General features: G+C 41.9%; 11 protein-coding genes. All 11 read left to right on the top strand.

Features of this window, described 5'->3' with window-relative positions:
* Positions 1-51: 51 nt before the first annotated feature.
* The 11 genes from HXT44_RS05695 to HXT44_RS05645 all read left to right on the top strand — a co-directional run bounded on the left by HXT44_RS05695 (position 52) and on the right by HXT44_RS05645 (position 14,428).
* Positions 52-774, top strand: coding sequence for a hypothetical protein (locus HXT44_RS05695; protein ID WP_004108527.1), 723 nt, complete (start codon positions 52-54; stop codon positions 772-774).
* A gap of 198 nt (positions 775-972) precedes the next feature.
* The gene (glnA, locus tag HXT44_RS05690; RefSeq protein WP_004107357.1) at positions 973-2,310 is read left to right on the top strand and encodes a type I glutamate--ammonia ligase; all 1,338 of its coding nucleotides are present in this window, start codon (positions 973-975) and stop codon (positions 2,308-2,310) included.
* A gap of 546 nt (positions 2,311-2,856) precedes the next feature.
* The gene (mraZ, locus tag HXT44_RS05685; RefSeq protein WP_004108525.1) at positions 2,857-3,669 is read left to right on the top strand and encodes a division/cell wall cluster transcriptional repressor MraZ; all 813 of its coding nucleotides are present in this window, start codon (positions 2,857-2,859) and stop codon (positions 3,667-3,669) included.
* Between the two features lie 11 nt (positions 3,670-3,680).
* Positions 3,681-4,706 (top strand): 16S rRNA (cytosine(1402)-N(4))-methyltransferase RsmH, encoded by a 1,026-nt coding sequence (gene rsmH, locus HXT44_RS05680; RefSeq protein ID WP_033888517.1) that lies wholly within the window; start codon positions 3,681-3,683, stop codon positions 4,704-4,706.
* 1 nt (position 4,707) lies between these two features.
* Positions 4,708-5,349 carry a hypothetical protein gene (locus tag HXT44_RS05675; RefSeq protein WP_004108521.1) on the top strand — a complete coding sequence of 214 codons (642 nt, stop codon included), beginning with the start codon at positions 4,708-4,710 and terminating at the stop codon, positions 5,347-5,349.
* Positions 5,349-7,190: a peptidoglycan D,D-transpeptidase FtsI family protein gene (locus tag HXT44_RS05670; protein ID WP_004108519.1), complete on the top strand. Its 1,842-nt coding sequence runs from the start codon at positions 5,349-5,351 to the stop codon at positions 7,188-7,190. Before HXT44_RS05675 ends, HXT44_RS05670 begins: the two co-directional genes overlap by 1 nt.
* 42 nt (positions 7,191-7,232) lie before the next feature.
* On the top strand, positions 7,233-8,258 hold the full coding sequence (locus HXT44_RS05665; RefSeq protein WP_004108517.1) for a hypothetical protein: 1,026 nt from the start codon (positions 7,233-7,235) through the stop codon (positions 8,256-8,258).
* Between the two features lie 91 nt (positions 8,259-8,349).
* Positions 8,350-9,939: a UDP-N-acetylmuramoyl-tripeptide--D-alanyl-D-alanine ligase gene (locus HXT44_RS05660; RefSeq protein ID WP_033888465.1), complete on the top strand. Its 1,590-nt coding sequence runs from the start codon at positions 8,350-8,352 to the stop codon at positions 9,937-9,939.
* Positions 9,940-10,017: 78 nt separating this feature from the next.
* Positions 10,018-11,121, top strand: coding sequence for a phospho-N-acetylmuramoyl-pentapeptide-transferase (mraY, locus tag HXT44_RS05655; RefSeq protein ID WP_004108513.1), 1,104 nt, complete (start codon positions 10,018-10,020; stop codon positions 11,119-11,121).
* A gap of 24 nt (positions 11,122-11,145) precedes the next feature.
* Positions 11,146-12,747: a UDP-N-acetylmuramoyl-L-alanine--D-glutamate ligase gene (murD, locus tag HXT44_RS05650; RefSeq protein WP_288231243.1), complete on the top strand. Its 1,602-nt coding sequence runs from the start codon at positions 11,146-11,148 to the stop codon at positions 12,745-12,747.
* A 469-nt stretch (positions 12,748-13,216) separates the two neighbouring features.
* Positions 13,217-14,428, top strand: a complete 1,212-nt coding sequence (locus HXT44_RS05645; protein ID WP_421783219.1) for a peptidoglycan glycosyltransferase FtsW — start codon at positions 13,217-13,219, stop codon at positions 14,426-14,428.
* Positions 14,429-14,451: the final 23 nt, after the last annotated feature.

Genomic DNA, 14,451 nt, shown 5'->3' with positions numbered 1-14,451 from the left:
AAACTAGGTATGCTTTAAGAAATTACATTGAAAGAGGAGGAAATAACGAATATGTTAAACAACGGTGACGAGCGTAACAGTGACGATAAGCGTAAAAATGATGGTGAGCGTAACAATGACGATTCTGTGCGCACTTCTTTTACTGATGCGGAATTAGATAATGCGCTCGCTGGATTTGAACGTGAATTTAAAGAAGAGTCGCAGGAAAATTTAAATAGCGAAAATTTAGAAAATAACCAAAAAAGCGACGATAATCAAGAAAATGATTTTCTTGATCAAGCTATGCGCAATATTGAAGAAGCTAATTTTGAAGAAGATTTGCAAGGTTTGCTTGGAAATAAAGCAAAAGTTGCGTTAATGATTACGTATGTGCAGCCTGCTCAGTTACTAGCTGCTTTTTGCAAAATGGCTAGTGTTTCAGCACGATGCTTCGATGAAGAGCAAGGTGCTGTTGCAGTATTAAAAAATTTGGACGGCAATGAGCCGGAAGAAGCAGTGCAAAAATTTGTTGATTTCTTCCGTGGAATGGATGTTATGCTCATTACAAATAGAGCTGATAAATTAACTGCAAAAGTTTACGAATATAATTGCGAACCGCAAGAAATAGTTGCGCCTATGGCATTAGCTGTGTGGTCGCGTACAGTAGAAGATTTAGCTATTGGCATGGAAACAGTTGAAACTATTTCGAAACAAAATATAGAAATGTTCAATAGTGACGATTTGAGCGATGCGAACGCGTACGAGCTATTCCAAAAATATGGCAAAAGAAAGTAAAAATAATTAAGCAATTAATTGGCATATTAAATTGAAGAAGTTGCGTTAGAAAGTAGAAATTTCATTACAATTACGTAAATTCATTGCAGATAAGCTCAACATATGAAGCGCAATACGAAATAATACACTACAATTGCACGTGAATATGCATATGTGCGTGGCTATGCGTACAACCGGATGATACCCAAGGGGTTTATTATGGATCGACAACAAGAGTTTGCTCTACGTACTGTTGAAGAGCGAGACGTGCGTTTTATTCGACTCTGGTTTACGGACGTCTTAGGCACGCTTAAATCCGTTGCTATTGCCCCTGCTGAATTAGAAGCAGCTTTTGAAGAGGGAATAGGGTTCGACGGCTCAGCAATAGAAGGCATGACTCGCGTCCTAGAAGACGATATGATTGTGAAGCCGGATCCGTCGACGTTCCAAATTCTTCCATGGCATGGAGGTCCGGAAGGCACAGCGCGCATGTTCTGCGATGTGCTAACTCCAGACGGAGAGCCTTCACTGGGAGACCCTCGTCACGTTTTGAAGACTGCGCTCGCAAAAGCGAAAGAAAAAGGATTTACTTTCTACGTTCATCCGGAAATTGAGTTTTATTTGTTTGAAGCTCAAGATGATTGGTCCAAAGCTCCTGTGCCGATTGATGAGGGTGGCTATTTTGACCACGTTCCTAGAAGTTCGGCTATGGATTTCCGTCGTAGTGCAGTTAGTATGCTTGAGCAAATGGGTATTTCTGTAGAATACTCGCATCACGAGGGCGGTCCTGGTCAAAACGAAATTGACTTGCGTTATGCAGATGCTCTTACTACCGCGGACAATATTATGACTTTCCGCACTGTAGTTAAGGAAATTTCTCTTGAGCGCGGAATGTATGCAAGCTTTATGCCAAAGCCGCTAACTGATCAGCCTGGATCGGGTATGCATACGCATTTGAGTTTGTTCGAAGGTGACACGAACGCTTTTTATGAGGCAGGTCAAGAATTTAATATGTCTCTTATTGCGCGTCAATTTGCGGCTGGTATTTTGCATCATGCTTCAGAAATTTGTGCTGTAACTGATCAATACGTGAACTCTTACAAGCGTTTGTGGGGTGGTGCGGAAGCTCCTAGCTACGTTTGCTGGGGTCATAGCAACCGTTCTGCACTTCTGCGTGTGCCGCAATACAAGCCTGGTAAAGGCAATTCTTGCCGAATGGAATTCCGTGCGCTAGATCCTGTGGCGAATCCGTATCTTGCTTACTCTGTGCTTCTTGCTGCTGGTTTGGATGGTATTGAAAAGCAAATGACTTTGTGCGATCCAACTAGCGACGATGTGTGGGAGCTTACTGATGCTGAGCGTCAAGCAATGGGTATTCAGCCATTGCCGGAATCCTTGGATGAAGCACTAAAGATTATGGAGCGCTCGGACTTCGTTGCAAGCGTATTAGGTGAACACGCTTTTGAGTACTTCTTGCGCAATAAGCATCAAGAGTGGGAAGAGTACCGTCGTCAGGTTACGCCTTTTGAGCTTGAGAAGTATTTGCCGCGTTTGTAGCGCGAGCGACTTTGTACTTTAGAGGCCCTAACGCAGAAACTGTACTGCGTTAGGGCCTTTTGTTTGATGTTTTGGGACACTGCTGCAGATTGCGCTCGCGCGGATTACGCGCTCGCTTACGAAACTCGCGTTGGAAGTCCACTGGACTTCCAACGCGAGTTTCCGCTCCGAGTTGCCTTCGCGCGCTAAATCGCAGCGCTCAGGCAGGTCGTCAGCGCGCACTAACCACAACCTAGTTTTTAAAGCGCAACCACGCAACTCTGCCCTGCCTTCGTCAATCGAGACGAAGGCAGACCTCGCTTGCGGTGAAAGCACACTGTGCTTTCAACTCTGAGCAAGCTCGGCGCTCCGAGTTGCCTTCGCGCGCTAAATCGCAGCGCTCAGGCAGGTCGTCGCGCTGCGTGAGGGTCTTTTGTTTTCTATTGGTGGTTTGCTTCAAAAAAATCAAAAATTTTGTAAAAAAGTGGGGATTTTTGGGGAGGAATGGGGTAAAATGGTGAACAACGTGTAAATGGCATAGTACATGTTGAGTTAAGGAGGTGGAGTATGGCACGTCGTGCTGCTGATAAGCAACCGCGCAATAACGCCAATTCTTCCTCTTCGCATTCCATAAATCAGGCTCAACAAGCTGCTGATTCAAATGTTTCTCAGCAATCGCAGATGCCACTGCAAATGCAAGATTCACAAGTGTCTCAGCAGCAATACGTTCAGCCTGTTCAACCTGTACAGTCTAAGCAGTCAATTCAGGGTTATTATGGTATGCCTTCAACTGTTATGCCAGCAATGCAGCAATATATGCCAGCACCGGTTTTCACCTCCACTCCGTCCGGCGCTGCTGATTCGTCTGCACAAGCTGCAGCTATGCCAGTTGCACCTTTTTATGCTTCTCAATATCAAGAAGCTGTGTCAACTCATCCAGCAACACCTATTTTGTTAGGCACTTATACTCCAAAAATTGACGATAAAGGTCGTGTTGCACTTCCTGCAAAATTCCGTTCTCAGCTCGGAACTGGTTTTGTTATGGCTCGCGGTCAGGAGCATTGTGTTTACGTGCTACCTATGGTTGAGTTCCAGCGTATGGCAACGCAAATTCAGCGCACATCTATGAGCAATAAGTCAGCTCGCGATTATCTTCGTGTGTTCCTTTCTGGTGCTGTTGATGAAGAGCCAGATAAGCAGGGACGCATTGTTGTGCCGCCAATGTTAAGAGATTACGCCAATTTGGGCGATCAAATTGTTGTTATTGGTGTTGGTACGCGTGCAGAGATTTGGAATAAGTCTGCTTGGGAAGAATATCTTGCCGATCGTGAGCAAGGTTATGCAGATATTGCTGACGATGTACTTCCGGCGGTGATGTGATGACTGATGCTATGAAAGATATTACAGCTATTCACGCACCGGTATTATTGCAGGATTGTGTTGATTTAGTTACTCCTTCTTTGCAACACAAAGGCGCAATAGTAGTAGATTGCACTTTAGGCCTTGCTGGTCATGCGACTGCTTTTCTTAAAGCTGCGCCTTTTGCAACACTTATTGGTATTGATCGTGATTCTGAAGCACTTTCGTTAGCAACGCAAAGAATGCGCAGCGAAGGTCTCGAGAATCGTTTTATTCCTGCACATGCAGCATTCGATGAGATTGATGAAGTGCTACAAGAAAACAGCATTGACCGTATTGATGCTGCTTTTATGGATTTGGGTCTTTCAAGTTTGCAAATTGACGAAACTGATCGCGGTTTTTCTTATTCTCACGATACAGCACTTGACATGCGTATGGATACGACGCAAGCAACTACTGCCGCAACGATTTTAGCTACTTATGATTCTCGAGAATTAACTAGAATTTTCCGAGAGTATGGTGAAGAACGTTTTGCTTCTCCTATTGCTCGTCGTATTGTTGAAGTTCGTGCTACGGAGCCTATTGCTACTTCGGGTCAGTTGGTTAGCTTAGTTGACTCTGTAATTCCGAAAGCTCATCGCGCTACTGGAAATCCAGCAAAACGAGTGTTCCAAGCTTTGCGTATTGAAGTGAACGGTGAATTAGATAAATTGAGCCGTACTCTTCCTAAAATTGCTTTACATCTTCGTGAGCATGGTCGCTTAGTTGTTGAATCTTATCATTCGTTGGAAGATACAGCTGTAAAACGTTTTATGAATCAAGGATTAACAGTTGATGTTCCTGCAAACATGCCTGTTATTCCTGATGATGCTCAGCCGTTCTTTAAAGCTCTTACTCGCGGAGCTATGAAAGCTTCTAAAGAAGAAATTGTTCATAACACTAGATCTTCTTCAGTTCGTTTGCGCGCTGTCGAATTATGCCGCCCTATCCCGGAGCGTTGGATTCCAAGGCTTGAAGATGAGGCGGCTGGTCGTAAAGCTATAAAAGGAGGTCGCTGACATGGTATTGAACATGCAAAATCGTGTTTTGCGCTCTTCTGCGTCTTCTGCTTCAGCTCCAGCTGGTCGTACTAAAGATAATTCGACTCGTAAAGAATACGTACATAATTCTGCTCCTTCGGTGTTTAACCCATCTCAACGTAAATCTTCTGCTGTGCTTGAACGATTCAGCAAGGTTATGACATGGAGCAATACGCGCAAAGTACCTCTTGTGAATTGCATGATTATTGTGATTTTTATGGTTGTTACGTTGTTGACTTCGCTTCTTTTGCGTACGCAAATGGCAGAGATTTCCTTCGACCAAACTGCAGTACAGATGCGTATTTCTCGTTTGCATCAGGATGTGGAAGCTCGTCAAGCGAAATTAGATACTTTGGAATCTGAACTTCCTGCAAGAGCGCAACGAATGGGAATGGTTCCGCAACAAGGTTCTATTTCTATTGACTTGAGTGATTATGCAGCAAAACGAAAACATAGTCATTCTGAGAAAACTAAGCACGAAAAACAAGCCGATAACTCAAAACAAGCCGATAACTCAAAACAAACAAATAACTCAAAACAAACAAATAACTCAAATAAAACTCAAAAACAAGACCAACAAAATCGTCAATATCAACAGAAAGCAAAACAGGAGAAACATTGATGCGCCACTTAATCAAACAACGTTTCGCTCCTCAGCAGATATTTGCGCGTAAGTGCACCGTAATTGCAATTGTTTTTGCGTTAATTGGTGTTGGTGCAATAGTAAAGCTAAGTTTTATACAGATTATTAATGCTCGCTCAACTGCACAAGCAGCTCAGGCTGAGCGTAGTCGTGTGCGACCAATTCTTGCACGTCGTGGGCGCATACTTGATGCTAATGGTGCTGTGTTGGCTCAAAGTGTTGAGCGATTTAATATTATTGGAGATCCACTTAATGCTCAGGCTTTTGTTCCGACTCCTTGCACAAAACAAACCGAGCATAACTGTCATATGCTTAATGGCAAGCCTGTAGAAGGCACGGGCGCTGTGGCGGTCGCCCGTTTGCTTGCTCCGATTTTGCACATGAGTTCTGTAGAACTTGGTGGAAAACTGGCTGGCGTTGGTCGTTACGTTTTATTAAAACGTAACGTGACTCCTGCAATGAAACGCGCTATTGACGATTTGAATCTTTCGGGGTGCATTTATGCAGAGAACAGTAGTGAACGAGTATATTCAAGCGGTCCTATTCTTGGATCTGTTATTGGTGCTGTTGCTAATGCCGATGAAGTTAATCGTAAAGATGTCAAAGATCGTAAAGGCGAGGTTGGTGTTACAGGTCTTGAATTTACTAAAGATGCAACTTTGAATGGCGTGGACGGATATCAGCGTTATCAAGGTAATAATGCAGGAAATGAAAAAATTCCTGGTACTGTAACTGAATCTAAGCCTGCAATCAACGGAAGTGATGTTAAGCTCACAATCGATAGCGATGTCGATTGGTATGTTAAAAAAGTTTTGCTTGATGGCAAGAAAAAATATCATGCAACTTGGGGTATTGCAATAGTGCAAGATGTTCGTACTGGCGAAATACTTGCTTTGGAAGATACTGATGAGATTAAAGCTGGAACAACGCAAGCTAAGGTGAATGTTTCTAGAGCTGTAAGCCAAACCTTTGAGCCTGGTTCTATTGGTAAAGCTTTCTCAATGTCTGGAATGTTACAAACTGGTGCGCATAAGCTTACTGATAAATTTGCTGTTCCTAATACTCTTAATAAGAACGGTCAAGCATTCCATGATGCTGTTAGCCATGGTGTTGAGCGTTGGACATTAGCTGGTATTCTTTCGGAATCTTCTAACGTCGGTATGGTTATGGCTGGTGAAAAATATCCGATAGATAAACGCTATGAGTATCTTTATAAATTTGGTCTTGGTCAGTACTCGGGATTGAATTTGCAAGGAGAATCTTGTGGCTTGCTTCCTAGCGTTCAAGCTTGGGATGGTCGTAAGAAAGATACCGTTCTGTTTGGTCAGGGTTATGCTGTGAATGCTTTGCAGCTTACTAATGCGATTGCAACTATTGCAAATAAAGGCGTTAGGTTGCGTCAGTCAATAGTTAAATCCGTTATAGATTCTAATGGTAGAGTTACGAAGTCTCCTCGTCCTGCAGGAACGCGCGTTTTGGATGAAAATGTTGCTGCACAAATGATGAATGCTTTGGAAAATTCTGGTGAGCATTATCACAGATTTGCTGGTGTCGATGGTTATCGTGTTGCTGCAAAGAGTGGTACAGCTGAAGTTGCTGGCGCTGATGGTAAACTTAGCTCTACAATCAGCGACTGGTCGGGTGCTATACCAGCGGATAATCCTCGCTTCGTCATAACAGTTGTTTTGCGTGATCCACAAGGTATTTATGGTGGTATGACTGCAGGTCCACTGTTCAAAACTATTGGAGAATTCTTAATGCAAAAGTATGATATTCCAGCTTCTTCTCCACGCACAAATCCTGTTCCTGTGAATTGGTAGTGTACGCATTACAATGTTGTTATCTATAAAGTAGGGTGTGCAATGAGTGCGGTTGATGAATACTCTAGAATTAGAGTGACGCTAGGTTTTGCTGCAAAAAATTATGGTTTTGAAGTTGTTCCTGCGTTTGCTTCAGAGGTAACTATTACTTCTATTGCTCATGATGTGCGTCATGTGCGTCCTGGTGGATTATTTGTGCCAATTGGTCATATCGATCGTCGTCAGCTTGAAGCTGCACGTGATGCTGGGGCATATGCTGCATTAGTTTCACCAGAATTTCGTGGTGAGGCTGCAGATTTAGGTCTGCCTTTGCTTGTTTCTTCTGCTAATCCAGTTGCTTTGGGCAAGCTTGCTTGTGATATTAATGCAGATCCTTCTTCATGCGTTGCAATATTTGCGATTGCTGGTGACGATGATGATGAGATCCATGCTAATGTTTTGCGATTAGCTGATTTTTTGCATATGTTAGGTAATCCTGTTGGTGTTATTAGTGATGCTGGATCTACTTCATTGCAGCGCGAATTGTCTTTGCAATATCCTTTAAATATTGCAGATGTACAGCATGCTTTATCTGTGTGTGCAGAAGATGGTGCTGCAGCTGTTGTTATTGCACTTAATTCTGCAACTTTAGCTAAGAACGCGTTACAATCCGTCAGTATTGATGTTCTTGGCGTTGAGCAAACTCAGAATGAAAGCAATTCTGGCGCAGGGTCTGATTCTCAATCTGATGCTAAGTCTAAAGATAGTTCTGATACTAATTCTGAATCTAAAGATGCAGCCTCAAATGTGAAAGTTAGTGCAAAGGCATCTTCTTCACCGCTTTACCCGGCATATGCAACCGGCATGAGTTTTTATGCGTTGCGTCAACGTTATGGTTTTTCTGGAAGAGAGCACGCTTATTGTGTTACTAGATCGGCTGAGTCTGACGAATTAGCTGAATTAGCGGATCAAATTGGTGGCAATGATGTGCAGCGGCATCTTTCATTATCTATTGCAATGGTGTTAGCTGCTGGTGTTCGTCGTGGGACTATTAAAAGTGCGCTGCGAGTTTCGCATGAACTGCACTGAATTATGCTGATTTCATTCGAGTTTTCAAATAAATTAATTGCGTGAGTTTTGTTTAAGAGCTTTTAATTATGTGGCTAATTTGGAGGATGTTATGAGTTGTGTTGAAACTTCGTGTGCCAGCAATGCTGAGAGTTTAGATCATGCCGATATGATGCCTATGAGCATAAGCGAAATTGCTAAAGCTGTTCATGGGGAAATACACGAGTTTAATAGTTGTGACACAGATTTAGTTGCAAATTCCGTTTTTAGTGATTCTCGTCAAATCCGTAACGGTTCTGTGTTCGTAGCTATAGTTGGTGAACATGTTGACGGTCATGATTATGTAAAGAATGCTGAAAAATCTGGAGCTGTTGTAGCTATTGTTGAACATGTTGTCGAAGGCACTAATCTCAATCAAATAGTTGTGAATAATTCTATAGAAGCGCTGGGCTTGCTAGCTAAACATAATTTGGAACTTCGCCGCAATCTTAACAAACCTTTCACTATTATTGGTATTACTGGTTCCGTTGGCAAAACAACAACGAAAGATATGTTGAAGGCTTTGTTGAGCACGCTAGGCGAAACAGTTGCTCCTGTTGGATCTTTTAATAATAATATTGGTTTGCCTCTTACTGCTTTGCAAGTTGGCAGTAATACTCGATTTTTAATAGCAGAAATGGGAGCTAATCATGTTGGCGAAATTGCCAATTTAACTCATATTGCTCCTCCGGATCTCGCAATAGTGCTTAAAGTTGGTGTGGCTCATTTAGGTGAATTTGGCTCAGTTGAGCGCATTGCGCAAGCAAAAAGTGAGATTGTGCGTGGGCTTTTGCCACATGGCATAGCAGTATTAAATTCCGACGATAAGCGAGTTTCTGCAATGTCTTGTCTTGTAGAAAATAAGCATGTGCGCTGGTTCGGTAGAAATGTTAAAAACGGATTGCTGGAATCAGCTAGTAAAGATGACTACCAACTTTCAGCTAGTAATATAAAGTTAGATTCTTTTGGTAAAGCAGTTTTTACTACCACTGAACGTAGTAATTCTTCTGATCTAATGAATCATATTGAAGTGCATCTTGCTATACAAGGCGAGCATAATGTTATGAATGCGCTTGCAGCAGCAAATGTTGCTAGATATTTGGGAATGACTTTAGATGATATTGCTTCTGTGCTGTCTAAAGTTTCGCATATTAGCCCGCATCGCATGCAATTGAGTACAGTTTCTAAGAATGACGAGAAATTTACACTTATTGATGATTCCTTTAATGCAAATCCTGATTCTATGAAAGCAGGAATCGATGGTTTGTGCGCCTATGAAAATGATTCTTGTAGTGCATCTTCGAAACCTTTCCGTATAGCGGTTCTTGGTTCTATGTTGGAGCTTGGCAGCAACGAAGATGAATTGCACACAAATATTGGAGAATATGTGGCAAATTCGAGTGTCGATGCAGTTGTTGCTGTTGGTTCAAAAACGGACTCTGACTTAGATAAATTAGCTCACTGTATTGCTCAAGGTGCACGTTCTTCTTGGAATAATAAACTACTTTCTTCTCACGATGCAGTCTACTTTGTGCACAGTGCGGATGAGGCTGATGATATTGTTTGGAAAATTGTGGCCGAGCATCCGAGTAGTGTTGTGTTATTGAAAGGCTCTCATGCTTCAGGCTTGAGTGTGCTTGCTGAACATTGGGCAAATATTTAACTGCTCGATGCTCAATATAAGTGTGAAATTAATAAATTAAGTATTATAGCAAACGGAACAGTAAACGGAGGTTAAGCGGTGATTGCGCTTATTGTAGGAATTGTGGTGTCGCTCGTAGTTACGATTGTTGGCACGCCTTTGCTTATTCGTTTAGTGCATCGTTTGCACTACGGTCAGTACATTCGCCAAGATGGACCACAATCTCATTTAGTAAAGCGCGGCACGCCAACTATGGGCGGTGTTGTTATTAACTTTGCTGTAGTAGCAGGTTGGGCTGCTTCTGCTCTTTATAGATATGTTTCTGTTGGTCGCTCGCCTTCATGGTCTGCTGTTTTGGTGCTGTTTGCAATGCTTTCAATGGGTTTGCTTGGCTTTATTGATGATTTTGCTAAGGTTCGTAAAAAGCAGAATCTTGGTCTTTCTGTACATGCGAAGTTTACTGGTCAAATTATTTTTGCAAGTATTTACGCGCTTTTGTCATTGCTATTGCCAACTCAATCTGGTATTGCTAGCGCTCAACCTGGAATGAGTTTTATTGAAAAACCATTTTTTGATTTTTCTATACTCGGCAACGGTGTAGGAATTGTAGTATTTATTGTTTGGGTTAATTTCCTTATTGCTGCTTGGTCTAACGCTGTAAACTTGACTGATGGACTTGATGGTTTAGCTTCTGGATCTTCTATGATTGCTTTTGCTGGTTACGCTTTGATTGCTTTCTGGGAAAGCTACCATGTGCGCGGAGGCGGTCATTTCGGATTCTCTTACGCTGTTTCTGATCCTCTCGATTTAACTATTATTGCTGTTTGTGCTGCTGTTGCTTGCTTTGGATTCTTGTGGTTTAATTCGAATCCTGCTCAAGTATTTATGGGAGATACTGGTTCGTTGGCTTTAGGCGGATTATTTGCAGCTCTTTCTATTGCAACTCACACAGAGTTTTTGGCTGTGATTTTGGGTGGATTATTTGTAATGGAAGCTGCAAGTGACGTTATTCAAGTTGGATTCTTTAAAGCTACGCATAAGCGTGTGTTCAAAATGGCTCCTATTCATCATCATTTTGAATTGCTCGGCTGGACGGAAACTAAGGTTGTTGTGCGATTCTGGATGATTGAGCTTATGTTTGTGCTTTCTGCACTTATGATGTTCTACGCCGATTGGGCAGGGCATTCTGGCTTGCTTATTTAATTTCAAAAATTGGAAGGCTTCAATATGAATATTGTCGATGGCAATGAAGTATCTGTTTCGTCTGAATCTACTTGTAAGTCGTGCACAAGCGATAAAGCATTTGCTTTTAAGCGTGTATTAGTTGCAGGTCTTGGAGTTTCTGGTCGTGGCGCAGCTGAGGTTTTGTGCGCTGTTGGATCTGAGCCTGTGACTGCAGACGAAAATAAGCCTGATGCCGATATACATGATTTTTCAGCAATAGACTGGTCTAAAATCGATGCTGTTGTTACATCTCCAGTATTTAACCCTCGCACGCCATTTTTGCAAGAAGCTGCATCGCGCAATATTCCAATAATGAGCGAAGTTGAATTAGCATGGCGCTTGCGCGTACCTTCTCAGCGCACGAATAAACCTGCTTATTGGATTGGCGTTACTGGCACAAATGGTAAGACTTCTACTACAGAAATGACTTCTGCAATGCTAACCGCTTGCGGATTAAATGCTCCAGCCGTGGGAAATATTGGAAAGTCTGTGTCACATGCTGCTTTGGAATGTGAGCATGATGCCTTATGTGTTGAATTAAGCTCTTTCCAATTGCATTTCACTGATTCTTTAGCTCTTGATTGTGCTGCTATTACTAATATTGCTGCTGATCATTTAGATTGGCATGGTGGCATGGAAGCGTACGCTCGTGACAAGTCAAAAGTATTTAATAATGTGCAAAAAGCTTTGGTTTACAATGCTCAAGATGAGCGTGTAAGCAAATTGGCAGATTGTGCACAAGTTGCTGATGGCTGTAAAAAGATTGGTTTTACGTTAGAAGAGCCTAAAGATGGTGAAATTGGCGTAAAAGATGGTTGGATTGTCGATAACAGCGGTGTTGCTGGAGGAACTAAAGGCACTCTAAAACCTATTGTCGAATTGCGTGAGCTAAAACATCTGTGCGAGCCTGATGGCAGTGTGTATCCGCATTTATTAGCTGATGCTCTTACTGCGTTAGCGTTAGCTTTAGGTTTAACTGGTGATGTAGATTCTTCAGTTCATGCTTTACGCGAGTTTGCTCCTGGAGGTCATCGCATTCAAACAGTTGCGATTTTGATGTCTGAAGATGAAAATCCTTCGCATTGTATTAGATTTGTAGATGATTCTAAAGCAACTAATGCTCATGCTGCTTGTGCATCTTTAGCTAGTTTTGCTAATAATTCGGTTGTTTGGATTGCTGGCGGTTTAGCTAAAGGTGGTCATTTTGAAGATTTAATTGCAAACCAACTTCATGTGATTAAAGCAGTTGTTGTTATTGGAATAGATCAACGTCCAATTGTTGAAGCTCTTCACAGTTCAGCTCCTCACATTCCAGTAACTATTGTTTCACAGGATGGTTCTTGCGCTAAATCATATGATTGCGTTGATGACTTAGTTTGTGAGTATATTGAGAATACTTCGCTTGTAAATCCTGATTCTTCATTCGGTGAGGCTGTTATGCGTCAAACTGTAGAAGCTGCTGGGCGTTATGCTAAGCCTGGTGATGTTGTTCTGCTTGCTCCTGCTTGTGCCTCTATGGATCAATTTGTTTCGTACGCCGATCGCGGCAATCGTTTTGCTAAAGAATCTCAACGATGGGTGCATAATCATGGTATTCAACAGTAATAAGCCTAAAAAGTTTTTGCGTTCATTAGCGTGCAAAGTCTCAGAAGTTATTATGGAAGATCATATTGAAACAGATTCAGATTCTTCTCATTCTTCCCAAAAGCAAAAATTTGAATCTTTTAAAAAATCTATTAGAACTTCAGCAAGTAAAGTAGGCGAGTCCGTAAGCAAAGCAGGAGCGTATGCAAGCAAAGCGGGTAAGGAATTAGGCAAATCTGTAGGAAAGTCTGTAAGTAAGTCCGTAAGTAGTTCTGTTACTAAAGTTGGCAAATCTGTAGGTTCTTCTTTAAATGAATCTGTAAAATTTGTAAAAGATGTAAAGAAGTCGAAAGCTGCGAAACCAGCGAAACCAGCAAAGCTAGCGAAACCAACAAATACAGTAAAGCCAGCAAATACAGCAAAGCCGGCAAATACAGCAAAGCCGGCAAAGTCAATCAAATACGCAAAATTAGCGCATACTGTATCTGGAATATTTTCCTCGAAAAAAGACTACTCAAAAAACTCGTTAGAGCGCAAAACTCAAGATTCAGAATTAAAGAAATACGTTGGCTTGCGCAGTTTAACTAACCCACTGTGGTGCTTATACGGCATGAGAGTATCAGTGGTTATACTGTCGATTTTCGGCTTATTTATGGTGTTTTCTAGTTCTTCAGTAACTATGATCACCTACGGAATTGCACCTTGGGGTCAAGGCGTAAACCAAACAATGTATTGCGTTTTAGGCTTAATTGGCTATATTTTCGCTTCTCGACTTCCAGTTACAGTTTATAGACGATACGTTGCTGTTATTTACATTATTTCTGTTATTGCACAGTTCTTAACATTTGTTCCAGGTTTACGACGTGAAGTTAATGGTAATGCTGGTTGGATTGCTTTCGGCCCTATTACTTTGCAGCCTGCAGAAATTACAAAACTTGCATTATGTATTTGGCTTCCAGTAGCTTTGATTGCTGCAAAACAAGCATATGAGCGTGTGCAAATGCGCGCGTATATTCCTGTAGCAGCAGGACTCGGCGTATCGTTGTTGCTTGTTATTGCAGGTAAGGATCTTGGTACTGCTTTAATTATTATTCTTATTGCACTTATAGCTTTCTACTTAGGTGGATTCCCAACAAAATGGCTTGTTGGAAGCATATTTATTGCTTGCATAATGGTTGCTCTTTTGGTTTTAACAAGCCAAAATCGTATGCGACGTATTCTTGCTACTTTGCACGGATGTGATGCAAAATCAGCTAAAGGCGTTTGTTTCCAAGCAATTCACGCTCAATATGCAATGGCTTCTGGTGGACTATTAGGCGTTGGCATCGGAAACTCTCGTGAAAAATGGAATTATTTGCCTTACGCTCACAATGACTTTATTTTCGCTATTATTGGCGAAGAGATGGGCTTTTTGGTTGCAGCAGCAGTGATTTTGCTATACGTAATTATTGGTTGGTGCATACTATCTTCAGCATTAAAAGCGAAATCGCAATTTATTTCAATCACATTAATGTGTATTGCAACGTGGATTGTAGGCCAAGGATTAGTTAATATTCTTGTTGTTGTGCAAATACTTCCGGTTATGGGAGTGCCTATGCCGTTTGTGTCCGCAGGTGGTTCTTCGCTTGTTATGTGTTTGGTCGCAATTGGCGTAGCTGATGGTCTTATGCGTTCCAATCCGCAACTTACTATATCGAAGTAGTAAGTATTTACAACTTTTTATAA

The sequence above is a fragment of the Gardnerella sp. DNF01198P genome (genome assembly GCF_049244165.1).
In the GTDB taxonomy this organism is placed as follows: domain Bacteria; phylum Actinomycetota; class Actinomycetes; order Actinomycetales; family Bifidobacteriaceae; genus Bifidobacterium; species Bifidobacterium swidsinskii.
Note: the sequence above shows the minus strand (reverse complement) of the source record. Positions and strands in the feature narration are given on the sequence as shown.